The organism is Kitasatospora sp. NPDC051914 (genome assembly GCF_040680995.1).
Classification (GTDB): domain Bacteria; phylum Actinomycetota; class Actinomycetes; order Streptomycetales; family Streptomycetaceae; genus Kitasatospora.
In genome coordinates this window covers 42015-67853 of record NZ_JBFAXX010000020.1, presented here as the reverse complement: position 1 = coordinate 67853, position 25839 = coordinate 42015, and the positions used below count along the sequence as shown (strand labels likewise).

The following is a 25839-nucleotide window of genomic DNA, read 5'->3' as shown; positions in this document are numbered from 1 at the left end:
ACGGGGCAGGGGCTCAGCCGAACAGGGCCTGGCCCCACCATTCGCCGGGCTTGCGGACACCGGGCGGGCACGCGAAGTGGCCGGAGCCGACGTGCACGATGTACTCGTTCAGCGCGTCGTTGGCGGCCAGCTTCGACTGCAGCGGCACGAAGGCCTTGCGGGTGTCGCGCTGGTAGGCGAGGAAGAACAGGCCGGCGTCGAGGCGGCCGAGGCCGTCCGTGCCGTCGGTGAAGGAGAAGCCGCGACGCAGGATCATCAGCCCGTTGTTGCTGTCCGGGTGCGCCAGGCGGACGTGCGCGTCGTCCTTCATGGCGGACAGGTCCGGGGTGTCCCGCTCCTTCTGCTTGCCGACCGGCGCGCCCTCCAGCTTGGAGCGGCCGAAGACGTCCTCCTGCTCCTGCAGCGAGGTGCGGTCCCAGGTCTCGATGGTCATCCGGATGCGCCGGGCGACCAGGTACGAGCCGCCGGTCATCCAGTCCTGGCCGTCGCCGGGGGCCGCCCAGACGTGCTCGGCCAGCGCCTTGGCGTCGGTGCCGGCGATGTTGTGCGTGCCGTCCTTGAAACCCATGAGGTTGCGCGGGGTCTGCGCCTCGGGGGTGGTCGAGGAGGTCTTGCCGAAACCGAGCTGCGACCAGCGGACGTTGACCACGCCCATGCCGATCCGGGCCAGGTTGCGGATCGCGTGCACGGCGACCTGCGGGTCGTCGGCGCACGCCTGCACGCAGATGTCGCCGCCGCTGCGCGCCGGGTCCAGCCGGTCGCCGGGGAACTTCGGCAGGTCGACCAGGGCATCGGGGCGCTTCGCCTTGATGCCGAAGCGATCCACGCCGTCCTTCTCGAACAGCGTCGGGCCGAAGCCGATGGTGAGGGTCAGACGGGAGGCCGGCAGGCCCAGGGCCTCGCCGGTGTCGTCCGGCGGCGCCTCCGGGATGCCGCCGGTGGCGCCGGTGCCGACCTCGCGGCCGCCGGTCATCGCCGCGGCGGCCTTCGTCCACTCCTTCAGCATCTTCACCAGGGCCTCGCGGTCCTTGGTGGCGACGTCGAAGGCGGCGAAGTGCAGGCGGTCCTGGACGGGCGTGGCGATGCCGGCCTGGTGGTCGCCGTAGAAGGGGATGTCGACGGTGGAGTCGATGCCGGGGGCGGCGGCGGGCGCACCCTCGTGCATGGTCGCGGCGGCGACCGAACCCGCGGCGGCCGCGCCGAGGGCGAGACCGGCGCCCGCCCAGCCGATGACGGCGCGGCGGGTGGGTGCGGCGTGGTCGGCGGCGGTGTCCGGGGCAGTGGGTTCGGCGGTCTCGGCGTCCACGGTTGTTCCTATCGGTCCTGTCTCGGCGGAAAGCCGCGGCGGCCGGGTCGGCCGCCGCGGCGGGGCGCTGGTGCGGTCGCCCGGCTTACTTGGCGACGACCGCGGCGGCCAGCTTCGACAGCGGCTCGCCCAGGGAGTTCACCGCGTCCGAGAAGACCTTGCGCTCGGGCTCGGTGACCTTGTCGTACGAGGTGTAGACCTCGCCCTGCTTGTACTTGGCGAGCAGCGCCTTGATGGCGGCGAACTCGGTGTCGAGGGTCTTGACGAGGGCGGCGTCCTTCTCGGCGACGACCGGCTTCAGCAGCTCGTACGCCTTCTCGGCACCCTCGACGTTGCCCGCGAAGTCGGACAGGTCGGTGTGCGAGTAACGGTCCTCCTCGCCGGTGACCTTGCCGGTGGCGACCTCGTCCAGCAGCTCCTTGGCGCCGTTGGCCATCGAGGTCGGGGTGATCTCGGCCTTGGGGACGCGGGTCTGCCAGTCCTTCAGGTCCGTCACCAGCTGGTCGGCGAGCTTCTTCTCCTCGTCGCCGATCTTGTTGTCGGCGAACAGGGACTTCTCCAGGCGGTGCCAGCCCGTCCAGGTCTGGCCGGCCTCCAGGCCGTCCTCGCGGACGTCGGTCTTCGGGTCGATGTCGCCGAAGCTCTCGGCGATCGGCTCGGTGCGCTCCCAGCCCACGCGGGACGGGGCGAACAGCGACTTGGCCTTCTCGGCGTCACCGGCCTTGATGGCCTCGGCGAACTGGGTCACCACCGGGATGGTGGCGTCGGCCTGCTCCTGCGCGTACTTGCGGTACGCCTCGACCGCGGCGGCCAGACGCGGGTCGGCGGCCTTCGCGGCCGAGTCGCCGCCACCGGTGACGGTGATCTTCTGGCGGATGCCGTCGCCGGTCATGCCCGGCTTGCAGGCGATCTCGTACTCGCCGGCCTTGATCTCGGTGTGGACGGTCGCCTTGGTGCCCGGGCCGATGTTCTCGCGCTCGGTGACGATCTTGTCGCCGGGGCCGTAGACGTAGACCTCGGTGACCTTGGAGCCCTTGTTCTCGACGGCGAGCTCGACCGTGCCGGCGGGGAAGCTGGTCCTGGAGACCTCGCAGGCGGTGTCGGAGGCGTTGACCTTGACGGCGTCCGCGGAGGACGACTCCTCCTTCTTCGAGCAGCCGGCCAGGGCGGCGCCGGCCACGGCGAGGGTCAGAAGCGTCGCTGCAGAGCGGCGGGCAGACATTGGCGTACTCCGAGGGTGCTGGTCGATTTCCGGCACCCAGACAGTAGGGGAAGCAAGCCTAACCTAACAACCTTTCGAACCGTCAGGTGGGAGCATCGAATCCCAGCCGTGACCTCGGCAGTTCACCCCCTCCGGGCCGCCCCCGCCCGGCCCGCGGACCGGTCCGGCACCCGGGCCGGACCTGCGCGGCAAGGATCGTTCGTCTGCCCCTGCATCCGCTGCGGAGCCGGGTCGACCCGGGTGTTCGGCGCCGCCGCGGCCGCCCCGGCGTTACCCAGGTCATACCGGGCGACGGCCGGGAAGGCCGGCTTCTTCCGGCCCGCCGGACGGCAGAACCGCTGCGCCCGCCGCGTACGCTCGAGGCGAGGAGGCATCGCCGATGGACAGTCAGGAATGGGACGCCCGCTACCGCGTCACCGAGCAGCTCTGGGGTGTCGAACCCAACCGCTGGGTCGTCCGCGAGTGCGCTGACCTGCCGCCCGGCCGCGCCCTCGACCTCGCCGCGGGCGAGGGGCGCAACAGCATCTGGCTCGCCGAGCGGGGCTGGCACGCCACCGCCGTCGACTTCTCCGCCGTCGCCCTCCACCGCGGCCGGGCCCTCGCCGCCACCCGCCCCGGCGGCACCGCCGACCGGATCGACTGGGTGCACGCCGACGTCCTCACCCACACCCCGGAGCCCGGCGGCCACGACCTCGTCCTCGTCGCCTACCTCCAGATCCCCGCCGACGACCGCCGCACCGCACTGCGCAGCGCCGCCGGGGCACTCGCCCCCGGCGGCACCCTGCTGGTGGTCGGTCACGACACCGCCAACCTCACCGAGGGCGTCGGCGGCCCGCAGGACCCGCGCGTCCTCTTCACCCCGGCCGACGTGCTCGCCGACCTGGCCGGCCTCGGCCTGGAGACCGTCCGCGCCGAGCAGGTGCGCCGCTCCGTGGCCGCCCCCGACGGCCGCGGGACGACGGGCGAGGCCGTCGACGCACTCGTCCGGCTGCGCCGGCCCGTGCGCTGACCCGCCCCGCCCGTCTCGTCCCACCCGCCCCGGCTCAGCGCTCAGCGCGGCCTGCGCCGGGCCCTGCGCGGCGAGGCCTCCAGTGCCTGGAGCCCGCCGGCCCGGAACCTGTCCCGCCAGGCGGCCACCAGCGCCGCCGAGTGCCCGAGCCGCCCGGCGGCATCCTCCGCGGAGGCGTGCTCGCAGGCCAGGACGATCCGGGCGCGCAGGGCGAGCCCGCGGTCCGGCGCATTGGGCGAGGCCCAGGAGCTCAGTACGGCGCGGTCCGGCTCGGCGATCCGGCGGGCGGCCGCGGCCGACCGGGGCTGCCGGTCGCCGGGCAGGATCGCCTGGCTGTCGGCGTACCGGAGTTCGGCGCTCTCGTCGGCGATCCGGAAGGCGGTGCCGATCAGCGGCCGGCCGTGCTGGTCGGCGATGGTGCGCCTGACCTCCAGCCCGTCGGGTGCGGCGTGCTCGGCGGTGCCGCGGGCGAGCTGGACGCTGTCGGCGGCCCGTAACCGCAGCCCGGCCGCGGCCGCCCAGCCGTACAGGTCGCCGAGGTCGGCGTCCTGGCCGGACTCCGCGGGTGCCTCGCCGAGCGCCCAGACGGCCCGTCCGAGCTGCGGCACCAGGACGGTCAGCACCGGTGCGAACCAGGAGCGCGCCGACTGGAGCGTCCGCCCCTCGGTGTCCCGCAGCCGGTGGTCGTAGGTCAGGGCGGCCCGCCCTGCGGGCAGTTCCAGTGCGGCGGCCGCCCAGTGCTCGGGTTGTCGGCGCAGCAGCCGGCCGTGGCCGGTGGCCGCCCGCGCCGGGCGCAGGAACGAGCCCGGGAAGGCGTGCGCCGGGGCCGGCCCCGGCGAGGGCCGGGCGGCCTGCCCGTCCCGTGGCGCGAGTACGTAGGTGCCGAGGTGGTCCCCGGCGACGCAGCCCTGCGTCCGCAGGTGCTGCAGTGCGGCCCGTACCGTCTGCCGGTTCACTCCGTACTCGGTGGCGAGCTGCCGCTCCGACGGCAGGTTCTGCCCCACCGGGAACCGCCCCCTCCGGATCTCGTCCCCCAGATCGCGCGCGATGTCCAGGTACGCCGGCGAACGGCGTTCCGTCTGTTGTCCAGGCATGCCGAGGAGACCCCCACTGGTCGTATCCGTAGCGCTACCCCATGACTGTGCACCGTCAGCATAGGGCACTGGTCTGGACCATTGGTCTGCTGCGGGTGAATCTTCCGTGCAGGCGCCGGACATTGGGGCCTGGAGCGGTCCCCGTCGCGCCGGGTGCGGCCGAACGGGCGATCTTCCACCGCGCATTGGCCCAGCCGCTGTCGCGGTGCCGGTCAAACGCTCGCAGACTCGGAGACCGGGGGTGAGATCGAGTGAGAGGCTGTCCAGTGAAGCTCGTCGTACGTCATCTCGTCGTCGCCACCACCGCGGCCTCCGTCGCCCTGGGCATGGCTTCCTGCGGAAGCGCCAAGCAGTCCTCGGGCGGTACTGCTTCCGGCGCCGCCTCCGGCGGCACGGTCAAGGTCGGTCTGCTCCTTCCGGAGACCAAGACCACCCGTTACGAACAGTTCGACCGCCCGCTGCTCGAGGCCGGGATCAAGGAACTGATCCCCAACGCGCAGATCGACTACTACAACGCCAACCAGGACGCGACCCTCCAGCAGACGCAGGTCGACACCGCCCTCACCAAGGGCAACCAGATCCTCGTCCTGGACGCGGTCGACTCCAAGGCCATCCAGTCCTCCGTCCAGAAGGCCCACGACGCCGGCGTCAAGGTCATCGCCTACGACCGCCTCGCCCAGGGCCCGGTCGACGCCTACGTCTCCTTCGACAACCACAAGGTCGGCCAGCTCCAGGGCGAGGCCCTGGTGAAGGCTGTCGGCGACAAGGCGGGATCCGGCCAGATCATCATGATCAACGGCTCGCCGACCGACCCCAACGCGGGCCAGTTCAAGGCCGGTGCGCACTCCGCCATGGACGGCAAGCTCAAGATCGGCAAGGAGTACGACACCCCCAACTGGGACCCGAACAACGCCAACCAGGAAGCCGCCGCAGCCATCACCGCGATCGGCGCCCCCAACGTGGTCGGCGTCTACTCCGCCAACGACGGCATGGCCGCCGGTATCGCCACCGCGCTCAAGGCATCCAACCTCAGCGTCCCGCTGACCGGTCAGGACGCCCAGCTCGACGCCGTCCAGCGCATCCTCGCCAACACCCAGACGATGTCGATCTACAAGCCGTACCAGCCGGAGGCCGACGCCACCGCCGCGATCGTCGCGGCCTTCGCCAACGGCGCCGCCCCCTCGGCCTCCGCCGTCCCGACCACCTCGACCAGCGGCAGCGGCCACAAGGTCCCGTCCAACCTGATCACGCCCATCGTGCTCACCAAGGACAACATCAACGACACCGTCGTCAAGGACGGCCTCTACACCACCCAACAGATCTGCACCCCCGACTACGCCCAGGCCTGCAAGGACGCCGGACTGCAGTGACGCGCGCCCCCGTGCCCGTCGACCCACAAGGGAGTTGATGTCCGTGGCAGGCCCACCCGTCCTGGCACTGCGCGACGTCTCGAAACGCTTCGGCGCCGTGCAGGCGCTGACCGACGTCGAGCTCGAAGTGCACGCAGGCGAGGTCGTCGCCCTGGTCGGCGACAACGGCGCCGGGAAGTCCACCCTGGTCAAGGCGATCGCCGGCGTGTACGTCCCCGACGACGGCGTCCTCGAGTGGGAGGGACGGCCGGTGACCGTCCACCGCCCGCAGGACGCCCAGCACCTCGGCATCGCCACCGTCTACCAGGACCTCGCGCTCTGCGACAACCTGGACGTGGTGGGCAACCTCTTCCTCGGCCGCGAGCTCCGCCGCATCGGCATCCTGGACGAGGTCGCCATGGAGAAGCGCTCGCGCGAACTCCTCAGCACCCTCTCCATCCGCATCCCGAGCGTGCGCATCCCCATCGCCTCGCTCTCCGGCGGCCAGCGGCAGACCGTTGCCATCGCCCGCGCCCTGATCGGCGACCCGAAGATCGTCATCCTGGACGAGCCCACCGCCGCCCTGGGCGTCGAGCAGACCGCCCAGGTCCTCGACCTGGTCGAGCGCCTGCGTGACCGCGGCCTCGGCGTCATCCTCATCAGCCACAACATGGCCGACGTCATGGCCGTCTCCGACCGGATCGCGGTGCTCCGCCTGGGCCGCAACAACGGCATCTTCGACCGCCGCGCGACCAACCAGGAGGAGATCATCTCCGCGATCACCGGCGCCACCGACAACGCCGTCACCCGCCGCAAGGCCCGAGGGCAGGAGGGCCAGCAGTGAGCAGCGACAACACCGGCGGCACCGGCGGCGGCGACCAGCAGCCGTACGAACGCCAACCGCTGCCCGAGGACAGCATGCCCAAGGGCGGCGTCAACGCCCCCGTCCCGGTCGCCGCCGACGCCACCCCCGCCGTCGACCCCCGCCTGATCGTCCGACAGGAGGGTCTGCACGGCTACCTCGACGAGTTCAAGCGCCGGATCGCCAGCGGCGAACTCGGCTCACTGCCGGTCGTCCTCGCCCTGATCATCATCTGGGCGGTTTTCGGCAGCCTGGACTCGACCTTCCTCTCCGCCCAGAACCTCTCCAACCTCTCGCAGCAGATCGTCGGCACCGGCATGATCGCCATCGGCGTCGTGTTCGTGCTGCTGCTGGGCGAGATCGACCTGTCGGTCGCCTCGGTCAGCGGCCTGTGCGCGGCGATCTACGCGGTGCTCAACGTCACCAACGGCGTCAACGCCTGGGTGGCGATGTTCGTCGCGGTCGCCGGCGGTGCGGTGGTCGGCTTCATCCAGGGCTTCTTCTTCGCCAAGGTCGGCGTGCCCGCCTTCGTGGTCACCCTCGCCGGCAACCTCGGCTGGAACGGCCTGATGCTGCAGATCCTCGGCGCCACCGGCACCGTCAACCTCTCCGGCAACGACATCGTCTCCCGGCTCTACAGCACCATCTACAGCCAGCAGATCGCCGCCTACGGGCTGGCGGCGGTCGGCGTACTGCTCTTCCTCGGCGCCTCACTGGTGGACGCACGGCGCAGACAGGCCGCCGGGGTGCCCTCCAGGCCGATGGCCGACATCGCGCTGCGGACCGCGGTGCTGGCGATCGTCGCCTTCCTCGCGGCGTACACGCTCAACCAGTACAAGGGCCTGCCGCTGGCCCTGCTGATCTTCCTGGTCTTCATCGTGGTGCTGGACTTCGTGCTCCGCCGCACCACCTACGGCCGTCAGATCTTCGCCCTCGGCGGCAACATCGAGGGCGCCCGCCGGGCCGGTATCAACGTGGCCTGGATCAGGATCTCGGTGTTCGCCATCGCCTCGGCGATGGCGGCGGTCGGCGGTCTGTTCCTGGCCGCACAGATCCAGTCGGCGAGCCAGACCTCCGGCGGCGGCAACCTGCTGATGAACGCCATCGCCGCGGCGGTCATCGGCGGCACCAGCCTCTTCGGCGGCCGCGGATCGACCTGGTCGGCACTGCTCGGTGCGCTGGTGATCGGCTCGATCCAGTCCGGCATGAACATCATGGGCCTCAGCAACGCCATCCAGTTCATGATCACCGGTGCGGTCCTGCTGGCGGCAGCGATCATCGACTCGCTGTCGCGCCGCACCCAGAAGGCGGCCGGCCGGGCCTGACCCCGGACGGCCGGTACGGCCTCTCCCCACCGCGTCCACCGGCGGACGCGTGCGGGGAGGGGTCGTCCGCATGCGCGCGGCCCCGGCCGTCTCAGGCGGTGGCGGCCAGGTGCTTGTAGAAGAAGGTGCTCGGGCGGAGCGTGCCCGCCGGGTCGGCGGCGTAGTCGGGGACGGCGCCCAGGGCAGTCCAGCCCGCCCTGCGGTAGAGCCGCTCGGCGGGGCTTCCGGTCTCGGTGTCCAGCAGCAGGAGGGTACGGCCGCGGTCGGCGGCGGCCCGCTCGGCGAGGGTCAGCAGTGCGCCGCCCAGGCCCCGGCCGCGGGCGCCGCTGTGCACCAGCAGCTTGCCGATCTCGGCGCGGTGCGCGCCGTTCGGGTACTGCGCCAGGGCGAGGCTGACCGTCCCGGTGGGCCGGTCGGACGGGCCGGCCGCCCACACCAGCAGGCTGCCCGCCGCGACGGCCGCCGCCCGGGAGCGCCACCAGTCGGCGGCCTCGACGGTGGTCAGCCGGGCGGGGAAGCCGACCGAGGCGCCGCCGCGGACGGCGTCGACCAGCAGCTCGGCCAGGCCCGGGGCGGCGGCCTGCAGACGCTCGGCGGTGAGGAGTTCGGGGGTGGGGAGTTCGGCGGTGGACACGGGCGTCCCTTCGGGGCTGGGCTGTCGGTCTGCCGCGCGGGCAGTGACGGGCGGGCAGGCGATGTGCGGGCGGTGTTGTGCGGGCGGTGCGGCCGTCAGGGCATGACGAGGGCGAGGACGTAGCGGGCCGGCTCCGGGCCCGGGCAGTGGAAGGCGGAGCGGCCCCACAGCCGGAAGCGCAGGCAGTCGCCGGGGGTCAGCCGGTGCGTCCGCTCCTGGACGGTGAGCTCCAGCAGCCCGGAGAGCAGCCACAGGTGCTGCTCCAGGCCGGGCACCGACGGGCCGTCGTAGTCGATCGCGGCCCCGGCCGGAAGGGTGCCCTCGAGCAGTTCGCCGCGCAGGCCGGCCAGCGGCGGCGAGACCGAGCGCCGGACGAAGCCGGAGGCCGGGTCCGTCCAGACCGGCTGGTCGGCGGCGCGCACCAGGCCGCTGCCGTTCTCCTCGACCTCGGCGAGCAGCTGGGACATCGTGCGGCCGTAGGCGCGGCAGAGCCGGCCGAGCAGGGCCGCGGTCGGGCTGATCTCCGCGCGCTCCAGCCGGGAGAGCGTCGAGCGGCTGACGTCCGCGCGCAGCGCGAGCTCGTCCAGTGACCAGCCTTCGGCGGTGCGCAGCTCGGCGAGGCGGGCGGCCAGCCGAAGGTCCAGCGGGTCCTCGGATCTCATATCCGGGACTGTATCCCAGATTCGGGAGGGTTCTCCAGGTCGGCCGGACAGCCGGGGCCGACCTATCGTGGAGGGGCGTGGGGGCCGGTACGAGGAGCGAGCGATGGAACCGGACAACGGGCAGTTGACCGTCTCGGTGCAGCGTTCGGCGCACGGCGTGGTCGTCCGACCCCAGGGAGAACTGGACCGGGACGGCGAGGTGCCCATGCGCGAGGCCCTGGAGCAGGCCGTCGCGGCGTCGCCCGGTCTGCTCGTCGTCGACTGCGGCGGGCTCACCTTCTGCGACTCGGCCGGCCTCGACCTGATCTTCGGTGCCCGCAGCGTCGTCGAGACGGCGGGCGGCGCCCTGGTCCTCGCCGACCCGGGCCCCGCCGTCACCGGCCTGCTGGAGATCGCCGGGGCCGACGAGGTGCTCAGGGTCTACGGCACGGTCGCCGAGGCGCTCGCCGCCGGCGAGCACTGACCGGTCGGCGAGCACTGACCGGTCGGTGGGCACCGACCGGTGGGTGGGCACCGACCCCCCGGGAGGCGCCCGGGTGCCGGGGATAGGCTCGTTCCGTGAGTGACGACATGTCGGCGGAACCGCTCCCCGCAGCGGCCTCGGGGTTCGAGCGCGGTACGGACGGGCCCAAGGTGATCGTCGCGGGGGCGGACGGCTCGGAGGCCTCCTGGCGGGCGGTCGCCTACGCGGCCGGGCTCGCCCGGCGGCAGAACGCGCTGCTCGCCGTCGTCTTCGTGCAGCCCGTGCTGGGGGCGGCCGCCGCTTTCGGCCTGCCGGTCGCCGAGACCACCGGCGCCGTAGCCGACGAGCTGCTCGCCGAGATCCGCTCCGGCGTCGAACGGCTCCGCGGCATCTACGAGATGCGCTGGCAGTTCCTCACCTTCCCCGGCGACCCCTACAGCGGGCTGGTGCGCGCCGCCGACGAACTCAAGGCCGACGCCGTGGTCGTCGGCGCCTCCGAGAGCGCCGGGCACCGGATCATCGGCTCCGTCGCCGTCCGCCTGGTAAAGGCCGGCCGCTGGCCGGTCACCGTGGTGCCCTGACGCCTGCGGTGGACCGGACGTCCGGGCCGCCGCGGCCGGGCCGGTTCAGGCGGTGCGGCGGACCTTGAGGGCCCAGAGGACCAGGGGCACCTGCAGGGGCAGGCGGGCGGCGGCGATCTCGCGCCACGGGGAGGGGCGGTGCCGCCAGTCGTACGCCATCTTGACGTTGGCCGGGAAGACCGCGGCGAACAGCCCGGCCGCGGCGAGCGCCCCCGCGGCTCTGGTGCGCGGTGCCAGGACGGCTGCGCCGACCGCGAGTTCGGCCACCCCGCTGGCGTACGTCCAGGCCCGCGGCGAGCCCGGCAGGGAACGCGGCACGATCGCGTCGAACTGCCGCGGCGCGGCGAAGTGCGCCACTCCGGCGCCGACCAGCAGACCGCCCAGGGCGCGGGCGGACGGGGAACGGACGGGCATCGCGGGACCTCCGGGCGGCGGGACGGCAGTTGTTACCCGACAGTAGTGTCCGCCGGGTGCCGCTGGGAAGGCGCGCCCCGCCCCGACCGGGCGACCGCCCTGGCACACTGCCGCTGTGGAGCTCCTCCTGGTGTCCGACACCCACGTCCCCACCCGCGCCCGTACCCTCCCCGGCGAACTGCTGGACCGGATCGCCGCCGCCGACGCCGTGGTGCACGCCGGCGACTGGACGGACACCGCCGCCCTCGACCTCTTCGAGAGCCGCGCCCGCCGCCTGATCGCCGTCCACGGCAACAACGACGGCCCCGACCTCCGCGCCCGCCTCCCCGAGACCGCCCGCGCCGAACTCGACGGCCTGGTACTCGGTGTCGTCCACGAGACCGGCCCGGCCCGCGGGCGGGAGGAACGCTGCGCCGCCGCGCACCCGGGCCTGGACGTCCTGGTGTTCGGGCACAGCCACATCCCCTGGGACACCACCACCGCGGGCGGCATGCGGCTGCTCAATCCCGGATCGCCGACCGACCGGCGGCGCCAGCCGCACTGCACCTACATGACCGCCCGGATCGAGGCGGGCCGGCTCGTCGACGTGGTGCTGCACCGGCTGCCGCCGCGCAGCACGACGGCGGGCGGTTGAACCCCGCCCGCCGTCGTCGCCCTGCTCCCCGCGGCTGTCAGCCGACGAAGCCCAGTGCGGCCACCGCGCCGATCGCGCCGAGCCCCATGAAGACCGGCATCAGCACCTTGATCTCCACCCAACTGCCGGCCCGGAAGCGCATCGCCTTCGGCGGGCCGATCGGGTACCAGCGCTTGCGGCCGATCGGGATCGGCCACAGCACCGGGCAGCCGGAGACCGTCAGCGCATCGCCCAGGCAGTGCACCAGCGCGCCGAGCGCGACCGGCAGGCCGATCCACAGGTAGTCCTGGCCGGGCTGGTCGAACAGCCAGTTCGCGCCGTTGCCCGGCTTGTCGAGGACGCTCGCCAGCGTCCAGGCGCTGGTCGCGCCGAGCAGCCACACCAGGATGTCGCTGGACATCCGGGCCTGCCGCCACAGCAGGCCCTCCACCGCCAGCACCATGTGGATGAACAGCACCACCAGGACGCCCCAGCGCTCGCCGTACGCGGAGAACAGCGAGGCCACCACGCCCGACAGCGCCGCCCAGAGCCAGGTGTGGGTCAGCGTGCGGTGACCGCCGTTGCGACGCGGGTCGCCCTTGCCGCGGGTCGCCTTGTAGGTCGCGGCGCCGATCTTGTCGATGACCTCGCACAGGCCGCGCGAGAGCGGGCCGAACGCGCGGGAGACGGTCGCCGCCTTGTGGTCGAGGTCGGGCGCGAGCGCGGCGCCCGCCGATATCAGTGCACCCGCCAGCAGGACGGGCCAGGGCATGGGCCGGTCCAGCGTGTACGCGGCCGCTCCTGCGGCCAGCCAGGCCGCCGCGCCGGAGAGCGCGTGTGCCGGTCCCATCATGGTGTTTCCCACCCCATCGCACGGTACGGGCGCCGTTGCGCGCCCCGGTAGGGGCGCAGCATAGCCGAGCCGGTCAAAGGCCCTGCCGGGGCCCCTGACTGCCGGTCACCGGCCCCGAGGGGGCAGTCGGTCGGGCCCGGAGCTCCGTACTCGGACGACCGCTCCCGACGGACGGCCGCCGTGGATCAGCGGGCCCCGGCGCGCCGCTCCAGGGCCTCCGCGCGCCACTCCAGGGCGTCCCGCCCGGCCTCCTCGACCACGCCGACCGGGTCGGCGGCCAGCCGCTCCAGCAGCTCGACGGTGCCGGGAGTGGACCAGTTCCAGACGGTGTGGGCGAGCTCCGCCCGCACCCCGGGGTCGGGGTGATCGGCGAGCACCGCCAGCTGCTGCACCGGCCCCTTGCGGCGCCGCCGCAGGCCGAACCAGTGCAGCAGGTCGAGCAGCACGGCCGGATCGCCCGCCTCGCCGGCGGCCTCCAGCCGGGCGAGCAGCACCCGGGTCGGGGCCGGCGGGCCGTCCAGCGGGTGCGGCAGGCGTTCGCGCAGCCGCCGGCCGCCGTACTCGCCGCGGACCCGGCAGCCGTCGCACTGGCAGGGCCGCCGGCCGTGCGAACCGGGGAAGTACCGCCAGCCGGTCACCTGCGGGGCCGTCCGGACGCGGTGGATCTCCGCGGCGGACACCGACCGCGGCAGGAACACCTCCCAGCCGCGCGGGTCGTCCATCGCCGCCAGCCGGCCGGCGGCCTCGGCCGCCGTCACCTCCTCGCCGGTCTGCCCGAAGTGCCGGACCGTCACCGGCTCGGCGTCCGCCAGCCGGAAGTGCACCGCGACCAGCCCGCCCCGGGTGCCGAAGCGGGCCAGCTCGCGCAGCCACTGATGGGTGAGCGTGTACGAGGGCAGCACCGGGAAGCAGTGCACGCCGCGCGACCCGCGGCCGGTGGCCCGGATGCCCGTACGCCTGATCCGCGGCGCACGGGCCGCCGAGGTGAGATGGACGAAGATCGGCACGGCAGTCAGACTAACGGCCGGTCATGACAGACCGTCCGGGCCGGTGGCCCGCCGGGCGGTGGCCGAGACGGTCGCCAGCCGGGCCGCGAGTTCGGGCCGGGCCGCCCAGAACTCCGCGGGGCGCCCGGCCAGTGCCGCCAGGAGGTCGCCGGGGCCGAGATCGCCCTCGGCTGCCGGGTCCGCCTCCAGCAGGTCCAGTGCCACCGGCACCAGGAAGGGCAGGCCGACGTTCTGGCCGATCAGCAGCCGCAGCCCCTCGGTTCCCAGGTCATGCAGCGGCAGCCGGTGCAGGGCGTGCGCGGTGGCGACCAGGCGCGTGGTGTCCGGCCCCGGGGAGGGCCAGGCGCCCTCGAGGTCGTCCAGGGAACGGCCGAGATCCGGCGCCCCTCCAGCGTGCTCAGCAGTCACAGCCGCAGTCGCAGCAGTCACAGCCGTCGCACGAGTCGCAGCAGTCGCAGTCGCAATTGCAGTCGCAGTTCCGCTGGCACCAGCCGTCCTTCTTCTCCCGGCTCCACGGGTCCTCGTGCTCGCAGCACATCAGCTGGCAGGTGCAGGCCATCGTGGCCCACACCGCGCAGCCCGCGAGGCCGGAGCGGCGCGGCTTCTTCGGGGGGAGGGGCGTCGGCGGCTCGCCGATCAGCGGGCCGCCCGGGTGCGGGGCGTGTGCGGTGACCGAGCAGCCCGCGCCGTGGCCGAAGACCCGGTCGACGGCCAGCCCGGTCTCGTGGGCGAGCAGCCGGTGCACCAGCGCCCGCTCGGCGAACTCGACGTCCTTCAGCGCCAGCCGGATGCCGTGCACCGCGTCCCGGCACAGCCGCTCGACCTCGGCCCGGCCGGTGCCGGTGGCGGTCAGCGGGTTCCACAGGCCGGCCGCCGCGTCCGCCTGCTCGTCCTCGGCGGCGTCCAGCAGGTGCGCGAGGCGCCCGAACAGCCGCCCGGCCTCGGCCAGTGCCGCCGCATTGCCCGGTCGGCCGGCGAGCACGGCGGTGTGCGCGAACGCCGCCGCCGTCGCCGTCTCGGTCGGCTCGGTCACCAGCAGCACCGAGGAGCCGGGCCCGGCCGCCCGCTCCAGCTCCGTCTGCCGGCCGGCCGCGTCCAGCAGCACCGCGGTGTCGAAGCCCAGACCCGCACCACCGCCCGCGCTCTGCCTGTCCCAGCGCCGGGCCACCGCGCGGGCCCCGGCGGCGACCGGCCGCCGCGCGAACACCCCGTCCGCGTCCAGCACGTGGTCGCGGACCTTGACCGAGGCCAGCGCCAGCGACACCGCGGCGGCGAGCCGCGCACCCTCGCCGCGGGCGACCTCGGCGGTACGCATCCCGCGCAGCGGGCAGGGGCCCGCCGTCCGCCGCCCGTCGGCCACCCGCGGGGCCTGCGCCTCGACCAGGACGGATATCACCAGGCCGTCGTAGTTGGTGGCCGTCCTGGCCAGCTGCCCGTGGTCGTCGCGCAGTGCCAGGCACAGCCCGCACAGGTGCGCCGTCCACGAGTTGTGCAGTGCCTCCGACAGGCTGTGCCGGCACGGCCTGATGATTCCGAACACCGTTCCCCCTCCCCGTCCGCGGCCTTGCAACACCGCGGGTGAACGGCCGTCATCCTAGGGCTTGTCTGACAATTCGCGCTGGGCGGGAATTGTCAGACGAGCCCTGTGGGGTCGCCCCGGACACCCCCACAGCCCCGCCCGGCTCCGGCTTGCCGAGGCGGACCGTCCGGGAGACGGTCGAGGGGGCACCGCAGGGGCGGTCGGCCCGGCGGGCCGGGGACTTCCGGCACTCCCGCCCGGGGCCGGCCCGCGATGGACTGGCGGCAGCAGGCCCCGCCGACCCCGGCGCCGCACCCGCACCCGCTCGACCCGGGAGGACACCGCCATGAAGGCCGCCGTCGTACGCGACTTCACCGCACCGCTCGCCATCGAGGACCGCCCCCGCCCGGAGCCGGCCCCGCACCAGGTCCTGGTCCGCATCGAGGCGTCCGGCCTGTGCCACACCGACATCCACGCGGCCCGCGGCGACTGGCCCGTCCGCCCCACCCCGCCGTTCGTCCCCGGGCACGAGGGCGTCGGCATCGTCGAGCGGACCGGAGCACAGGTCCGGCACGTCCGGGTCGGCCAGCGGGTGGCCATCCCCTGGCTCGCCGACGCCTGCGGCCGCTGCGACCACTGCGTCTCCGGCTGGGAGACGCTCTGCCTGCAGCAGCACAACTCCGGCTACTCGGTGGACGGCGCGTACGCCGAGTACGCCGTCGCCCACGGCGACTACGTGGTGCCGGTGCCGGACGGCATCGACCCGCTGGACGCCGCACCGCTGTCCTGCGCCGGGGTCACCACCTACAAGGCCGTCAAGGTCGGTGGCGCCCGCCCCGGCTCGCGGGTGCTGGTCTCCGGCATCGGCGGCCTCGGCCACCTCGCCCTGCAGTACGCGCGGCTCGCCGGCGCCGAGACGATCGCCGTCGACGTCACCGACGAGAAGCTCGACCTCGCCCGCGAACTCGGCGCCGACCACCTCGTCGACGCCCGCAAGCAGGACGTCGCCGCCGAGGTCCAGAAGCTCGGCGGCGCCGACGCCGCCATCGCGCTCGCCGTCAGCAACGCCTCGTTCCGGGCCGCGTACGGCGCGCTGCGCCGCGGCGGGACGCTGGTGCTGGTCGCCCTGCCGCCCGAGGGCACGCTGGAGATCCCGGTCTTCGACACCGTCCTCAACGGGACGAAGGTGGTCGGCTCGATCGTCGGCACCCGGCAGGACCTCGCCGAGGTGTTCCGGCTGCACGAACTCGGCCGCACCCGGGTGATGCGCGAGTCCCGCAGGCTGGAGGAGGTCAACGCCTGCTTCGAGGAGGTCCTGGCGGGCAGGGTCGCCGCCCGGCTGGTGTTCGACCTGAGCTGAGGCGGTGCCGCACACCGCGGACGGGCCCGTGCAGGTTTCAGACCGCCAGGTAGCCGCCCGGTTCGGCGGCGAACAGGGGGCCGGCCGGGCCGGCCACCCGCCAGGCGGGGGCGGGGCGCGAGCCCGTCGTGTCGGGCGGTACCGACAGTACGGTGCCCGAGTCGAAGGCCAGCTCCAGGCCGCCCGAGCGGGTCACCGAGGCCGCCGCCACCCGCGCACCGGTCAGTGCGGCGAGCGCGGCGGACGGCCGCAGCGTCAGGCCGGGGTAGAAGTGCTCCACCTCGGCGGCCGTCCGCAGCCGGAAGTCGTTCTCCACCGTCAGCACCACACCGCCGGCCAGCGTCACCGTCAGCCGTCCGGCCGCCGCGACCGCCTCCACCCGCAGGCCGTCCAGCACGGATTCGATCTCGCGGACCACGGAACCTCCTCGGACGGGCGGCGCTGGCCGCTCCATTGTGACGCCGCCCGGTGCCGGCGTCATGCCGGTCCGGCCGCCGGCACGCCGTTGACCAGCTCGATCGCGCCACCCGGCCCGCCCCGCCGGGCCAGGCACGCCGCCACCCGCGGCCCGGCCTCCGCGGCGGGCACCGCGTCCGGGCGGGCGCCGCCGCCCAGTCGGCCGCCGTCGAAGACGTACACCAGCTGCGGCATCGCCCCGGCGTCGGCGGGCAGCCAGTCCAGGCCGAGCAGCCGGCCGGGCGGCCGGACCGGGCCGAGGCGTTCCCGCAGCAGCCGGGCCGCGGCCCCGCGCGGCGTCTCGCGGTCCGCCGCCACCGGGCCCTCCGCGGAGACCGCCCGGCCGGCGCCGTCGGTGGCGAGCACCTGGACGAGCGCCCGGATACGCGGCCGGGTCGCGATGTACGTCCGGCGGTCCAGCGGCGGCGTCACCGGCGGCCGGTCGCCGCCCGCGAGCGCCAGCCCGGCCGCCCGGGTGTACGGCGGCGCCGGGAGGGGCGGCAGCAGGGCCGCCGCGGGCCCCACCGGCCGGCTGTCCTCCAGCTCCACCGGCTCCGACCCGGCCGTGGCCCGCAGGCAGGCCGCGACCCGGCGGGACAGCTTCGGCGGCAGCGCCGACATCGCCTGCCGCGGGGTCACGAACGCGTACCCGCCGATCTCGTCCTCCTGCAGCCGCACCGCGGCCAGCTCCGCAGCGGTCGGCGCCGGGGCCCAGTACAGGAAGGACACGATCGGCGGCCGGGACCTCGCCATCGCCCAGTCCACGCTCGCCAGCCCCTGCAGCCGCGGACGCAGCGCCATCTCCTCCAGCAGCTCGCGGACGGCCGTCTCCCGCAGCGTCGCGTCCTGCAGCTCCCACCCGCCGCCGGGCACCTCCACCGGGTGCTCGTGTTCGTACACCGCCCGGACGACCATCAGCCGCCCCGCGCCGTCCCGGAACAGCACTCCCGCCGCCGCCAGCGGAAACGGGCCGCCGCCACCGCCCCACCCCATGCCGCCGCCCTCCGTGTGCCACCCGCGTCGCCGCCGGTCCTCACGGACAGCATCCAGGACACTCCGGAGCGTACGCACGCCGTCGGGGGCCCGGCGGGCGAACATGGCCGGATGGCCGTCACCTACCGCAGGATCCACGGCGCACCGGGCCCCGACGAGGGCGTGCGCGTACTGGTCGACCGGCTCTGGCCGCGCGGCCTGGCCAAGGAGGAGGAGGCGGGCTTCGACGAGTGGCTGCGCGCCGTCGCCCCCAGCACCGACCTGCGCCGGTGGTACGGGCACGACCCGGACCGGTGGGCGGAGTTCCGCAGCCGCTACCTGGCCGAGCTGGAAGAGCCGGAGCAGGCCGGGGCCCTCGCCCACCTGCGCGAGCTGGCCGGCCGCGGCCCGCTCACGCTGCTCACCGCGACCCGCGAGGCGGACCGCAGCCACGCCGCGGTCCTGGCGGACCTGCTCTCCGCAGAAGCCTGACCGCTCAGCCGCAGCTCAGGTGCACCAGAACAGGATCGGCGTGCACGACTTCGAGGGCCGCGGCGAGGGCTTGTCGCGTGTGGGCTTCGAGGTCGCCGTGGCGGTCGGCGCCGTGCTGCCCTGCGTGGCGGAGGCGGTGGGCGCGGTCGAGGCCGTGGCGGAGCCGCTGGCCCTGGCACTCGCGGACCTCGAGGGCTTCACCGAGACCGTGGGGGAGGGGGCGGCCGAAGTGGTGGCCGGAGCGGCGGTGGCGGTCGCGGCGGCCGTCGGCTGCGCTTCGTCCACCGGGGCGGTGATCGGGCGGGCCGCGCCGTTGCCGTCGGGGGCGGCCAGTGCCAGCATGCCGGCGCCGCCCAGGGCCAGTCCCGCCGCGGTCAGCAGGGCGGCGCGGCGCCTGCGCGGCGCGGGCCGCCGCCGGGCCCGGCGGCCCTGCGGCTCGCCGTCCGCGGGGTACGGGGGCGGGCCGGGCTGCTGTCCGCCGGGGGCGTAGTGCGGCGGCTCCGGGGCCGAGGCGGGCAGCACGGCCGTCGCGTCCATCGGCGCCGGGCCGCCGGGCCCTCCGCAGCCGGGGCAGGACAGTGCGCCGTTCAGATGGCGTCGGCACGGTGCGCAGTAGTCCATGGGATCTTCCGGGGTCGGTTCTCGCGCGGCTGGCGCGTACTTGCCACTGGACCCTACGCACGGCACCCGAACGGCCGACAGGTGTCACGTGTGAGGCTTTCGAGGAGATCCGATGCGGTCCGCCGGCCGCTCGGCACGCACGCGAACGGGCCGACCGCCCCAACAGGACGGCCGGCCCGCGCGCTGTTCGGCCGGGTCGACGCTACGAGCCGGAGACCTCCAGCACCTGCGCGTACGGCGCCAGCTTGCGCAGCGACTCGATGCTCTTCATGCACTGCTCCCGCGACTCCTCCGGGTCGCCGGTGACGACGACCGAGCCGTTGCTGGCCTTCAGGCGGAAGCGGTGGTTGCCCGACTCGTCGACGTACAGCTCGAACTTGCCTGCCATGACGGATTTCACCTCTCGATCGGGGCCCCCCTCTCCGGGCACCGTAGGAGCAAGCCCCTTGCGCTGCATGCCAGATGAGGCATTCGGGTGGACATCGGACGGCTCGGTCTTCGGCGGCGGCATCCTGGACAACGCCCTCTTCGGGCCGTTTTCCTCGTCTCGCACGATCTGAGCGCAGGGCGCGGAGATCCACGGCAAAGCAGGGCCGGACCCGGGGCGTCGTGGGGAAGCCGCGACGGACCGGGCACGCGGCCTGTTCGGGCGCTCCGTACTGGAGAGCACGGCCCCATGACGTCCGTCGTGCGACGGGCGCGAGCTCCTCCGCCCGTACGCCGGCCGGTGCGGCCGGGTACCGCTCGGCGTCCAGGGCCGCGGCGCAGCCGGAGCCGGCGGCGGTGATGGCCTGGCGGTAGATGCGGTCGACCACGTCGCCCGCCCCGAAGAGGCCCGGGATGTCGGTGCGGGTGGCGGGTGCCTGCGCCTTCAGGCAACCCTCGTCGTCGAGGTCGGGCTGCCTGGTGAACGGCTCGGTGCGCGGGTCGTGGCCGATGGCGATGCCCTCGCGCACGTCGGTGTTCTCGCCCGTGGGGCGTCAGCTCCCCTGCTGCTCGGCGTCGATCTCGGCGATCAGGCTCTCGATCAGGCGCTTGATCTCGTCACGGATGGGGCGGACCGCCTCGACGCCCTGACCCGCCGGGTCGTCGAGCTTCCAGTCCAGGTACTTCTTGCCGGGGAAGTAGGGGCAGGCGTCGCCGCAGCCCATGGTGATGACGTAGTCGGAGGCCTGGACGGCCTCGGTGGTCAGCACCTTCGGCTTCTGGTCCGAGATGTCGATGCCGAGCTCGGCCATCGCGGCGACCGCCGACGGGTTGATCTGCTCCCCGGGCATGGAGCCGGCCGAGCGGACCTCGACGCGGTCACCGGCGAGGTGGCGCAGGAATCCGGCCGCCATCTGGGAGCGGCCGGCGTTGTGGATGCAGACGAACAGCACGGACGCGGAGGCGGTGGTGGGCATGGCTCTTCCTTCATCGCGGCCCATGGCGGGGCGCGGCGCATCGCAGGCCCGGGCGGGCCGTGTGGCTTGGGATTTCCCCCGGCGACCGCTAACGTATCAGCCCATGGTGATGTCAGTCGACAGTGACGTGTTGAAGGCCCTGGCCGACCCGCTGAGGATGCAGATCCTCGCGCTGCTCGCCCGGGAGGCGCTGTGCACGACCCACCTCGTCGAGGAGACCGGGGCCAGACAGACCAACCTGTCGAACCACCTCAAGATCCTCCGGGACGCGGGGCTGGTCGACACCGAGCCGTGCGGTCGCTTCACCTACTACTCGCTCCGCCCCGACGCCCTCGAGGCCGTCGCGGCGGGGTTCGCCGGGCTGGCCGCCACCGCCCGCGAGGCAGCAGGCCGCAAACGCTCCTGCTGAAACCCCCACAGCCCCCACCGGCGGCCTGTCCCGCCCTGTACGAGGAGTGTCCTTGAGCGTCATGGACGAGGCGAGATCCGAGACTGACCCCGTGAACCATGCGAACGCGGACGGCGCCGAGGAGCCTCTGGCGGTCGAGCCGCCCGCGGTGCCCCTGCTGAACCGGGTGGCCGCCGAGCTCGTCGGCACCGCCGCGCTGGTCGCGGTCGTGGTCGGTTCCGGCATCCAGGCCACCGAGCTGACCCAGGACGTCGGCCTGCAGCTGCTGGCCAACTCCCTGGCCACCGTGTTCGGCCTCGGCGTGCTGATCCTGCTGCTCGGCCCCGTCTCCGGCGCGCACTTCAACCCGGTCGTCACCCTCGCCGAGTGGTGGACGGGGCGGCGCGACCCGAAGGGCCTCGGAGCGCGGGAGGTCGCCGCCTACATCCCGGCGCAGATCGCCGGCGCGATCGGCGGAGCGGTTCTCGCCGACGCCATGTTCGGCCAGGCCCTGGTGGAGTGGTCCACCCACGACCGCTCCGCCGGGCACCTGCTGCTCGGCGAGGTCGTCGCCACCGCCGGCCTCGTCCTGCTGATCTTCGGCCTGGCCAAGAGCGACCTGCTGCGGTTCGCCCCCGTCGCGGTCGCCTCCTACATCGGCGCCGCGTACTGGTTCACCTCCTCCACCTCGTTCGCCAACCCGGCCGTCACCATCGGCCGGGCGTTCACCGACACCTTCGCCGGCATCGCGCCGTCCTCGGTGTCCGGGTTCATCGGCATGCAGCTCATCGGTGGCGTCGTGGGCCTCGTCCTGGTCGCGCTGGTCTTCACCCACCGCGCGGGCCGCAAGGCCGACGCCTCGTGAGCGCCGTCCGGCGCGCCCGGGTCCTGGTCGTCGGAGCGGGCCAGGCCGGCCTCGCCGCCGGGTACTACCTGCGGCGCGCCGGACTGGACTTCGCGATCCTCGACGCCTCGCCGTCGCCCGGCGGCGCATGGCAGCACTACTGGGACGGCCTCCATCTGTTCTCCCCGGCCGCCTACTCCTCCCTGCCCGGCCGACCGATGCCGGGCCAGGCCGGGACGGAGTGGCCCGACGCCGACCACGTCGTGCAGTACCTGACCGAGTACGAGAAGCGGTACGAGCTGCCCGTCCACCGCCCCGTGCACGTCCGCGCGGTGGAGAACGCCGCGGACGGTGGCCTGATCGTCCGTACCGACGACGGCACCTGGCACACCCGCGCCCTCGTCAGCGCCACCGGCAACTGGTGGCGGCCCTTCGTCCCGGCCGTCCCCGGCCGCGAATCCTTCACCGGCCGCCAGCTCCACACCCGCGACTACCACCGGGCCGAGGACTTCGCCGGCCGACGGGTCGTCGTCGTGGGCGGCGGCAACTCCGGCGCCCAGATCGCGGCCGACCTCACCGGGCCTGCGGCCGCCGTCCGCTGGGTCACCCGCCGACCCGCCCGCCTCCTGCCCGACCACATCGACGGCCGCGCCCTGTTCGAGATCGCCACCCGCCGCGTCCGGCACGGCGGCGAACGGATCTCCGACCTCGGCGACATCGTGGCCACCCCGCCCGTCCGCGAGGCACGGGACGCCGGTCTCCTCACCGACCACCGCATGTTCCAGGCCTTCACCGCGGACGGCCCGCAGTGGGCCGACGGCACCGTCTGGCCCGCGGATGCCGTGATCTGGTGCACCGGCTTCCGCCCCGCCCTGCACCACCTCGCCCCGCTCGGCCTGCGTACCGGTGGACGCGGCCGGATCGCCACCGTCGGTACCCGGGCGGAGACGGACCCGCGCATCCACCTGCTCGGCTACGGAGACTGGACCGGCCCGGCCTCCGCCACCCTGATCGGCGTCGGCCGGACGGCCCGCACCGCAGTCCAGGAGATCAGAGACCGGCTGAGCTGAGCCCTCGCGCGCGTGCCATCGTGCGGAGTCGATCCGGAAGCCCCAAGGGATCAGATCGGGGCTCCGGCGGACCATTCGACGCGCGGCGGGCGGACGGCCGCACACAGCGGCTGCCCCTTGGCATCGGTTGCACCCAGGCGGGCCACCAACCACCCCGAACGTGCGGCAGCGGTGAGGACGGCCGGGTCGATGGCGTCGAGCATGAGCTTGGCGCGGCGGAACATGGTGAACGTGCCGGTGCCGTCGACGCTGCCCCACGAGAGGTGGATGAACCGCTGCCCGGGCCGGCCCTGGATGTACGGGCCTTTCAAGTCGGTGCTCGAAGCGGTGCAGTCCAGTGTCCAGGTCGCCGCGGAGGCATCGCCGGGCTGCGGATCGAGCAATGCCTCGCGCCGTTGAACGGCGATGTGGATGTTCGTGTAACCGGGGAAGTCGGGCCCGGCGGCACAGGTGCGGCCGGGCAGGTCGAAGGCCTCAATCCGGATCTGCATGGGGACAGTCTTCCTCGGTGGTCTGTCAGCCGTCGGGACAACAGGGTCCCGCTGCAGGCGTTCGGGATCTCCTGTCCGGGAGCGATCTAGGCTGACAACAGTCCCGGGGGGCCGGAACGGCACGAGGAGCTGCGATGCATGAGGGCCGGGAGCTTGCCGAGGCTCAGCAGGAGCACTGGCAGCAGACGTACGGGGCCCATCCCGGCATGTACGGCGACCGGCCTTCGGACCCGGCGGTCCACGCCGCCGAGGTGTTCCGGGCCGCAGATGCGCACGACGTGCTGGAACTGGGTGCCGGCCACGGCCGTGACGCGCTGTTCTTCGCCCGCTCGGGGTTCACCGTGCTGGCCACCGACTTCAGCCCGGTGGGCCTGGACCAGCTCCGCGCGCGGGCCACCGCCGAGGGCCTGGCAGAGAAGGTCACCACTGCAGTGCATGATGTGCGCGAGCCGCTGCCGCTCGCCGACGCCTCGGTGGGCGCCGTCTTCGCACACATGCTGCTGTGCATGGCGCTGTCCACCGAGGAGATCCATGCCTTGGTCGCGGAGGTCCGCCGAGTCCTGCGGCCGGGCGGCGTCTTCGTCTACACCGTCCGCCACACCGGCGACGCCCACTACGGTGCGGGCGCCGGACACGGCGACGACATCTGGGAACACGGCGGCTTCGTCGTCCACTTCTTCCCCCGCCACCTGGTCGACGAGCTCGCCGAAGGTTGGACCCTCACCGACGTCCACCCCTTCGAGGAAGGCGACCTGCCGCGCCGCCTGTGGCGCATCACCCAGGCCCTGCCCCGATGATCGGCAGCGTGGGTGTCGACGGCACCTGCTCTGCGGCCACTGATCCCCCCGATCTCGACGCCGGACGACTGGAAGTCTGCGAGAGGGGCATCCTGGCAACCCGGGGGCGTCCAGGCGCATGCGGGTCGACGGAGAGGACCGGTGACCATGGCCGGAAGCGGGCCGCTGAACCGGCAGGAAGTCCATGGCGAGCTGGAACGTGCACGCTCGGAGTTCCACCGGCTGCTGGAGGCAGCGAGTGCGGACGATCTCGCCCGGCCCACCCGCGGCACGCGGTGGACGAACGAGCAGCTGCTGTGGCACATGCTGTTCGGCTTCATCGTGGTGCGGGCGCTGCTGGTGCTCGTTCGCCTCTTCGGTCGCCTGCCGCGCGGTGTCAGCCGGGCATTCGCGCGCGTACTGGATGCGGCGACCGTTCCGTTCGACCTCGTCAACTATCTGGGGCCGTGCGGGGCGGTGAAGGTCATCGGTCCCCGGCGGACGGGCGCGCAGTTCGACCGCGTCATCGCCGCCCTGCACCGCGGGCTGGACCGCGAGTCGGACGCCGATCTCGCTCGCGGCATGCACTACCCGGTGCGCTGGGACCCGTTCTTCGAGGAGTACATGACCCTCGCGGACATCTATCGCTACCCCACCCGGCACTTCGACTTCCACCACCGCCAGCTCACCCTGGACGACCGAGGCTGACGTCCCGACCCATGGTGGTCGGCCCTGACGAGGTCAGTCGACGATCGGGCTGCGACGCTCGATCAACAGGACGTCGCGCCAGGCTCCGTGGTGGCGGCCGATGCGTTCGCGGGTGCCGATCACCCGGAAACCGGTCCGGGCGTGGACGGCGATGCTGGCGGTGTTCTCCGGGAACACGCCGGACTGGATCGTCCAGATACCCGCCTCCTCCGTGGAGGCGATCAGCGCCCGCAGCAGCCTGCCGGCGACGCCACGGCCGCGGGCGTCGGGGTGGACGTACACCGAGTGCTCCACCACGCCCGCGTAGGCGCAGCGGTCGGAGACCCGGCTCGCCGCGACCCAGCCCAGGACGCGGCCGGTGCGGTCGACGGCCACGAAGCGGTGCTCGGCCAGTCTGGCCGCGTCGAACGTCTGCCAGGCGGGTGCGGCGGTCTCGAAGGTGGCGTTGCCCTCGTCGATGCCGGCCTGGTAGATCGCCAGGACCTGGTCGGCGTGGTCGTCGGTCATCGGCACGACCAGGATGTCAGCGGCCACGATCGTCCTCCCGGGGCAGCTCGGTGCGGGGCTCGGCGAGGATGGCCGCGACGGCGGCCGGAAAGACCGTCAGGCAGGCGCGGTTCACCTGGTAGCGGGTGGAGGTGCCCTGCTTCTCGGGGAGGACGAAGCGCACCTCTGCGAGGACCTTCAGGTGGTGGGAGACCGTCGACTGGCCCACCGGCGAGCGTCCGACGATCTCGCCGACGCTCATCGGCCGGCCTTCGGCCGCGAGCAGGTGCAGCAGCTGGATGCGGGTGGGGTCGGCGAGCGCCTTGAACAACGATGCGTACAGCTCGGCGGTTTCGGCGTCGACAACGGTACTGGTGCAGTTCGACTGGTTCATCGACAATCGACGATAGTCGATCGAATGCTCCGTGGGAACGCCCGTCGTCGACTCAGTCCGTGGCGGCGGTGAGCATGCCGGCCATGGCGGCGAGCGCGCTCGGGGCGACGCGGTAGTAGACCCAGGTGCCGCGCCGCTCCGAGGTGAGCAGGCCTGCCTCGCGGAGCTTCTTGAGGTGGTGGGAGACGGTGGGCTGGGAGACGCCGACGTCCTGGATGTCGCACACGCACGCCTCGCCGCCCTCGTGGGAGGCGACGCGGGAGAAGAGCCGCAGGCGGACCGGGTCCGACAGGGCCTTGAACATCGCCGCCATCCTGGCCGAGTCCTCCTCCGACAGCGGCGCGGAGGTCAGCGGCGGGCAGCAGGGTGCGGCGGCCTCCGGTTCGAGCAGTGGAAGGTTGACCACCTCAAGATTCGACATGCATCTATGTTGACACTTGCCGAATCACAGCGGAAGTCCGGCCG

Annotated in this window: 33 protein-coding genes; 14 read left to right on the top strand and 19 right to left on the bottom strand. The window is 73.7% G+C overall.

Translation table 11 applies throughout. From position 1 onward, the window contains the following. Positions 1-13 precede the first annotated feature (13 nt). Positions 14-1306, bottom strand: coding sequence for an iron uptake transporter deferrochelatase/peroxidase subunit (gene efeB / locus AB0M03_RS15420; RefSeq protein ID WP_363491974.1), 1293 nt, complete (start codon positions 1304-1306; stop codon positions 14-16). 85 nt (positions 1307-1391) lie between these two features. After that, a complete protein-coding gene (gene efeO, locus AB0M03_RS15415) occupies positions 1392-2528 on the bottom strand; it encodes an iron uptake system protein EfeO (RefSeq protein ID WP_363491973.1) in 1137 nt (378 codons plus the stop codon). A gap of 379 nt (positions 2529-2907) precedes the next feature. Here efeO and AB0M03_RS15410 point away from each other — a divergent pair, with 379 nt between their 5' ends. Next, on the top strand, positions 2908-3537 hold the full coding sequence (locus AB0M03_RS15410) for a class I SAM-dependent methyltransferase (RefSeq protein WP_363491972.1): 630 nt from the start codon (positions 2908-2910) through the stop codon (positions 3535-3537). A gap of 41 nt (positions 3538-3578) precedes the next feature. Here AB0M03_RS15410 and AB0M03_RS15405 read toward each other — a convergent pair whose 3' ends face one another. Beyond that, positions 3579-4631, bottom strand: a complete 1053-nt coding sequence (locus AB0M03_RS15405) for a GntR family transcriptional regulator (RefSeq protein ID WP_363491971.1) — start codon at positions 4629-4631, stop codon at positions 3579-3581. Positions 4632-4897: 266 nt separating this feature from the next. Here AB0M03_RS15405 and AB0M03_RS15400 point away from each other — a divergent pair, with 266 nt between their 5' ends. From AB0M03_RS15400 to AB0M03_RS15390, 3 genes are all read left to right on the top strand, one after another. After that, entirely contained in the window at positions 4898-6001 is a 1104-nt protein-coding gene (locus AB0M03_RS15400) for a substrate-binding domain-containing protein (RefSeq protein ID WP_363491970.1), read from the top strand. 34 nt (positions 6002-6035) lie between these two features. Then, positions 6036-6824 (top strand): ATP-binding cassette domain-containing protein, encoded by a 789-nt coding sequence (locus AB0M03_RS15395; protein WP_363491969.1) that lies wholly within the window; start codon positions 6036-6038, stop codon positions 6822-6824. Positions 6825-6898: 74 nt separating this feature from the next. Further along, positions 6899-8167: a sugar ABC transporter permease gene (locus tag AB0M03_RS15390; RefSeq protein ID WP_363492036.1), complete on the top strand. Its 1269-nt coding sequence runs from the start codon at positions 6899-6901 to the stop codon at positions 8165-8167. 91 nt (positions 8168-8258) lie between these two features. Here AB0M03_RS15390 and AB0M03_RS15385 read toward each other — a convergent pair whose 3' ends face one another. Together AB0M03_RS15385 and AB0M03_RS15380 are read right to left on the bottom strand one after the other, a co-directional pair. Next, positions 8259-8732, bottom strand: a complete 474-nt coding sequence (locus AB0M03_RS15385; protein ID WP_363492035.1) for a GNAT family N-acetyltransferase — start codon at positions 8730-8732, stop codon at positions 8259-8261. Between the two features lie 164 nt (positions 8733-8896). Then, positions 8897-9463 carry an XRE family transcriptional regulator gene (locus AB0M03_RS15380; RefSeq protein ID WP_363491968.1) on the bottom strand — a complete coding sequence of 189 codons (567 nt, stop codon included), beginning with the start codon at positions 9461-9463 and terminating at the stop codon, positions 8897-8899. Positions 9464-9566: 103 nt separating this feature from the next. Here AB0M03_RS15380 and AB0M03_RS15375 point away from each other — a divergent pair, with 103 nt between their 5' ends. Together AB0M03_RS15375 and AB0M03_RS15370 are read left to right on the top strand one after the other, a co-directional pair. Next, positions 9567-9926 carry an STAS domain-containing protein gene (locus AB0M03_RS15375; protein ID WP_363491967.1) on the top strand — a complete coding sequence of 120 codons (360 nt, stop codon included), beginning with the start codon at positions 9567-9569 and terminating at the stop codon, positions 9924-9926. 107 nt (positions 9927-10033) lie between these two features. Further along, positions 10034-10507 carry a universal stress protein gene (locus tag AB0M03_RS15370; RefSeq protein ID WP_363492034.1) on the top strand — a complete coding sequence of 158 codons (474 nt, stop codon included), beginning with the start codon at positions 10034-10036 and terminating at the stop codon, positions 10505-10507. A gap of 45 nt (positions 10508-10552) precedes the next feature. On the opposite strand, the gene AB0M03_RS15365 is transcribed toward AB0M03_RS15370, so the two are convergent. Beyond that, entirely contained in the window at positions 10553-10921 is a 369-nt protein-coding gene (locus tag AB0M03_RS15365) for a MauE/DoxX family redox-associated membrane protein (protein WP_363491966.1), read from the bottom strand. A gap of 115 nt (positions 10922-11036) precedes the next feature. Here AB0M03_RS15365 and AB0M03_RS15360 point away from each other — a divergent pair, with 115 nt between their 5' ends. Beyond that, on the top strand, positions 11037-11555 hold the full coding sequence (locus AB0M03_RS15360) for a metallophosphoesterase (RefSeq protein ID WP_363491965.1): 519 nt from the start codon (positions 11037-11039) through the stop codon (positions 11553-11555). A gap of 37 nt (positions 11556-11592) precedes the next feature. Here the strand turns inward: AB0M03_RS15360 and AB0M03_RS15355 are convergent, their stop codons facing one another. The 4 genes from AB0M03_RS15355 to AB0M03_RS15340 form a co-directional block, all read right to left on the bottom strand. Then, entirely contained in the window at positions 11593-12387 is a 795-nt protein-coding gene (locus tag AB0M03_RS15355) for a metal-dependent hydrolase (protein WP_363491964.1), read from the bottom strand. A 185-nt stretch (positions 12388-12572) separates the two neighbouring features. Then, the gene (locus AB0M03_RS15350; RefSeq protein ID WP_363491963.1) at positions 12573-13394 is read right to left on the bottom strand and encodes a HEAT repeat domain-containing protein; all 822 of its coding nucleotides are present in this window, start codon (positions 13392-13394) and stop codon (positions 12573-12575) included. A 21-nt stretch (positions 13395-13415) separates the two neighbouring features. Continuing rightward, entirely contained in the window at positions 13416-13802 is a 387-nt protein-coding gene (locus AB0M03_RS15345) for a contact-dependent growth inhibition system immunity protein (protein WP_363491962.1), read from the bottom strand. Further along, the gene (locus tag AB0M03_RS15340) at positions 13792-14934 is read right to left on the bottom strand and encodes a DUF5685 family protein (protein WP_363491961.1); all 1143 of its coding nucleotides are present in this window, start codon (positions 14932-14934) and stop codon (positions 13792-13794) included. Before AB0M03_RS15340 ends, AB0M03_RS15345 begins: the two co-directional genes overlap by 11 nt. A gap of 325 nt (positions 14935-15259) precedes the next feature. Here AB0M03_RS15340 and AB0M03_RS15335 point away from each other — a divergent pair, with 325 nt between their 5' ends. Then, entirely contained in the window at positions 15260-16273 is a 1014-nt protein-coding gene (locus tag AB0M03_RS15335; protein WP_363491960.1) for a zinc-dependent alcohol dehydrogenase, read from the top strand. A gap of 37 nt (positions 16274-16310) precedes the next feature. On the opposite strand, the gene AB0M03_RS15330 is transcribed toward AB0M03_RS15335, so the two are convergent. Together AB0M03_RS15330 and AB0M03_RS15325 are read right to left on the bottom strand one after the other, a co-directional pair. Beyond that, positions 16311-16691 (bottom strand): DUF6188 family protein, encoded by a 381-nt coding sequence (locus AB0M03_RS15330; RefSeq protein WP_363491959.1) that lies wholly within the window; start codon positions 16689-16691, stop codon positions 16311-16313. 59 nt (positions 16692-16750) lie between these two features. Then, positions 16751-17722 carry an NUDIX hydrolase gene (locus AB0M03_RS15325; RefSeq protein WP_363491958.1) on the bottom strand — a complete coding sequence of 324 codons (972 nt, stop codon included), beginning with the start codon at positions 17720-17722 and terminating at the stop codon, positions 16751-16753. 111 nt (positions 17723-17833) lie between these two features. On the opposite strand from AB0M03_RS15325, the gene AB0M03_RS15320 reads away from it, so the two are divergent. Next, entirely contained in the window at positions 17834-18193 is a 360-nt protein-coding gene (locus AB0M03_RS15320) for a DUF488 family protein (protein WP_363491957.1), read from the top strand. Positions 18194-18208: 15 nt separating this feature from the next. On the opposite strand, the gene AB0M03_RS15315 is transcribed toward AB0M03_RS15320, so the two are convergent. The 3 genes from AB0M03_RS15315 to AB0M03_RS15305 all read right to left on the bottom strand — a co-directional run bounded on the left by AB0M03_RS15315 (position 18209) and on the right by AB0M03_RS15305 (position 20217). Then, positions 18209-18814 carry a hypothetical protein gene (locus AB0M03_RS15315; RefSeq protein ID WP_363491956.1) on the bottom strand — a complete coding sequence of 202 codons (606 nt, stop codon included), beginning with the start codon at positions 18812-18814 and terminating at the stop codon, positions 18209-18211. Between the two features lie 202 nt (positions 18815-19016). Next, complete coding sequence (locus tag AB0M03_RS15310) at positions 19017-19202, bottom strand: DUF1508 domain-containing protein (protein WP_363491955.1); 186 nt, start codon at positions 19200-19202, stop codon at positions 19017-19019. A gap of 592 nt (positions 19203-19794) precedes the next feature. Beyond that, positions 19795-20217, bottom strand: a complete 423-nt coding sequence (locus AB0M03_RS15305) for an arsenate reductase ArsC (protein ID WP_363491954.1) — start codon at positions 20215-20217, stop codon at positions 19795-19797. Positions 20218-20320: 103 nt separating this feature from the next. Between AB0M03_RS15305 and AB0M03_RS15300 the strand changes: the two genes are divergently transcribed. The 3 genes from AB0M03_RS15300 to AB0M03_RS15290 all read left to right on the top strand — a co-directional run bounded on the left by AB0M03_RS15300 (position 20321) and on the right by AB0M03_RS15290 (position 22519). Beyond that, complete coding sequence (locus AB0M03_RS15300; protein WP_363491953.1) at positions 20321-20626, top strand: metalloregulator ArsR/SmtB family transcription factor; 306 nt, start codon at positions 20321-20323, stop codon at positions 20624-20626. 91 nt (positions 20627-20717) lie between these two features. Further along, on the top strand, positions 20718-21470 hold the full coding sequence (locus AB0M03_RS15295) for an MIP/aquaporin family protein (RefSeq protein ID WP_363491952.1): 753 nt from the start codon (positions 20718-20720) through the stop codon (positions 21468-21470). Then, positions 21467-22519: an ArsO family NAD(P)H-dependent flavin-containing monooxygenase gene (locus AB0M03_RS15290; RefSeq protein WP_363491951.1), complete on the top strand. Its 1053-nt coding sequence runs from the start codon at positions 21467-21469 to the stop codon at positions 22517-22519. The genes AB0M03_RS15295 and AB0M03_RS15290 overlap by 4 nt, the downstream gene beginning before the upstream one ends. A gap of 50 nt (positions 22520-22569) precedes the next feature. Here the strand turns inward: AB0M03_RS15290 and AB0M03_RS15285 are convergent, their stop codons facing one another. Then, positions 22570-23010, bottom strand: coding sequence for a DUF5990 family protein (locus AB0M03_RS15285; RefSeq protein ID WP_363491950.1), 441 nt, complete (start codon positions 23008-23010; stop codon positions 22570-22572). Between the two features lie 134 nt (positions 23011-23144). On the opposite strand from AB0M03_RS15285, the gene AB0M03_RS15280 reads away from it, so the two are divergent. Together AB0M03_RS15280 and AB0M03_RS15275 are read left to right on the top strand one after the other, a co-directional pair. Beyond that, a complete protein-coding gene (locus AB0M03_RS15280) occupies positions 23145-23807 on the top strand; it encodes a class I SAM-dependent methyltransferase (protein ID WP_363491949.1) in 663 nt (220 codons plus the stop codon). Between the two features lie 147 nt (positions 23808-23954). Continuing rightward, positions 23955-24494, top strand: coding sequence for a DinB family protein (locus AB0M03_RS15275; protein WP_363492033.1), 540 nt, complete (start codon positions 23955-23957; stop codon positions 24492-24494). A gap of 33 nt (positions 24495-24527) precedes the next feature. Here AB0M03_RS15275 and AB0M03_RS15270 read toward each other — a convergent pair whose 3' ends face one another. Genes AB0M03_RS15270 through AB0M03_RS15260 form a run of 3 tightly spaced genes read right to left on the bottom strand, consistent with a single transcriptional unit; the run spans position 24528 to position 25795 of the window. Then, positions 24528-25001 carry an N-acetyltransferase family protein gene (locus AB0M03_RS15270; protein WP_363492032.1) on the bottom strand — a complete coding sequence of 158 codons (474 nt, stop codon included), beginning with the start codon at positions 24999-25001 and terminating at the stop codon, positions 24528-24530. A gap of 16 nt (positions 25002-25017) precedes the next feature. After that, entirely contained in the window at positions 25018-25374 is a 357-nt protein-coding gene (locus AB0M03_RS15265; RefSeq protein WP_363491948.1) for a metalloregulator ArsR/SmtB family transcription factor, read from the bottom strand. A gap of 52 nt (positions 25375-25426) precedes the next feature. Then, positions 25427-25795, bottom strand: coding sequence for a metalloregulator ArsR/SmtB family transcription factor (locus AB0M03_RS15260; RefSeq protein WP_363491947.1), 369 nt, complete (start codon positions 25793-25795; stop codon positions 25427-25429). Positions 25796-25839: the final 44 nt, after the last annotated feature.

Excerpts from the sequence above, each read along its gene's own strand:
- efeO (WP_363491973.1), bottom strand. The coding sequence starts at position 2,528 with ATGTCTGCCCGCCGCTCTGCAGCGACGCTTCTGACCCTCGCCGTGGCC.
- AB0M03_RS15410 (WP_363491972.1), top strand. The coding sequence starts at position 2,908 with ATGGACAGTCAGGAATGGGACGCCCGCTACCGCGTCACCGAGCAGCTC.
- AB0M03_RS15405 (WP_363491971.1), bottom strand. The coding sequence starts at position 4,631 with ATGCCTGGACAACAGACGGAACGCCGTTCGCCGGCGTACCTGGACATC.
- AB0M03_RS15390 (WP_363492036.1), top strand. The coding sequence starts at position 6,899 with ATGCCCAAGGGCGGCGTCAACGCCCCCGTCCCGGTCGCCGCCGACGCC.
- AB0M03_RS15380 (WP_363491968.1), bottom strand. The coding sequence starts at position 9,463 with ATGAGATCCGAGGACCCGCTGGACCTTCGGCTGGCCGCCCGCCTCGCC.
- AB0M03_RS15375 (WP_363491967.1), top strand. The coding sequence starts at position 9,567 with ATGGAACCGGACAACGGGCAGTTGACCGTCTCGGTGCAGCGTTCGGCG.
- AB0M03_RS15370 (WP_363492034.1), top strand. The coding sequence starts at position 10,034 with ATGTCGGCGGAACCGCTCCCCGCAGCGGCCTCGGGGTTCGAGCGCGGT.
- AB0M03_RS15365 (WP_363491966.1), bottom strand. The coding sequence starts at position 10,921 with ATGCCCGTCCGTTCCCCGTCCGCCCGCGCCCTGGGCGGTCTGCTGGTC.
- AB0M03_RS15355 (WP_363491964.1), bottom strand. The coding sequence starts at position 12,387 with ATGATGGGACCGGCACACGCGCTCTCCGGCGCGGCGGCCTGGCTGGCC.
- AB0M03_RS15335 (WP_363491960.1), top strand. The coding sequence starts at position 15,260 with ATGAAGGCCGCCGTCGTACGCGACTTCACCGCACCGCTCGCCATCGAG.
- AB0M03_RS15325 (WP_363491958.1), bottom strand. The coding sequence starts at position 17,722 with ATGGGGTGGGGCGGTGGCGGCGGCCCGTTTCCGCTGGCGGCGGCGGGA.
- AB0M03_RS15320 (WP_363491957.1), top strand. The coding sequence starts at position 17,834 with ATGGCCGTCACCTACCGCAGGATCCACGGCGCACCGGGCCCCGACGAG.
- AB0M03_RS15315 (WP_363491956.1), bottom strand. The coding sequence starts at position 18,814 with ATGGACTACTGCGCACCGTGCCGACGCCATCTGAACGGCGCACTGTCC.
- AB0M03_RS15310 (WP_363491955.1), bottom strand. The coding sequence starts at position 19,202 with ATGGCAGGCAAGTTCGAGCTGTACGTCGACGAGTCGGGCAACCACCGC.
- AB0M03_RS15305 (WP_363491954.1), bottom strand. The coding sequence starts at position 20,217 with ATGCCCACCACCGCCTCCGCGTCCGTGCTGTTCGTCTGCATCCACAAC.
- AB0M03_RS15300 (WP_363491953.1), top strand. The coding sequence starts at position 20,321 with ATGGTGATGTCAGTCGACAGTGACGTGTTGAAGGCCCTGGCCGACCCG.
- AB0M03_RS15285 (WP_363491950.1), bottom strand. The coding sequence starts at position 23,010 with ATGCAGATCCGGATTGAGGCCTTCGACCTGCCCGGCCGCACCTGTGCC.
- AB0M03_RS15280 (WP_363491949.1), top strand. The coding sequence starts at position 23,145 with ATGCATGAGGGCCGGGAGCTTGCCGAGGCTCAGCAGGAGCACTGGCAG.
- AB0M03_RS15275 (WP_363492033.1), top strand. The coding sequence starts at position 23,955 with ATGGCCGGAAGCGGGCCGCTGAACCGGCAGGAAGTCCATGGCGAGCTG.
- AB0M03_RS15270 (WP_363492032.1), bottom strand. The coding sequence starts at position 25,001 with ATGACCGACGACCACGCCGACCAGGTCCTGGCGATCTACCAGGCCGGC.
- AB0M03_RS15265 (WP_363491948.1), bottom strand. The coding sequence starts at position 25,374 with ATGAACCAGTCGAACTGCACCAGTACCGTTGTCGACGCCGAAACCGCC.
- AB0M03_RS15260 (WP_363491947.1), bottom strand. The coding sequence starts at position 25,795 with ATGTCGAATCTTGAGGTGGTCAACCTTCCACTGCTCGAACCGGAGGCC.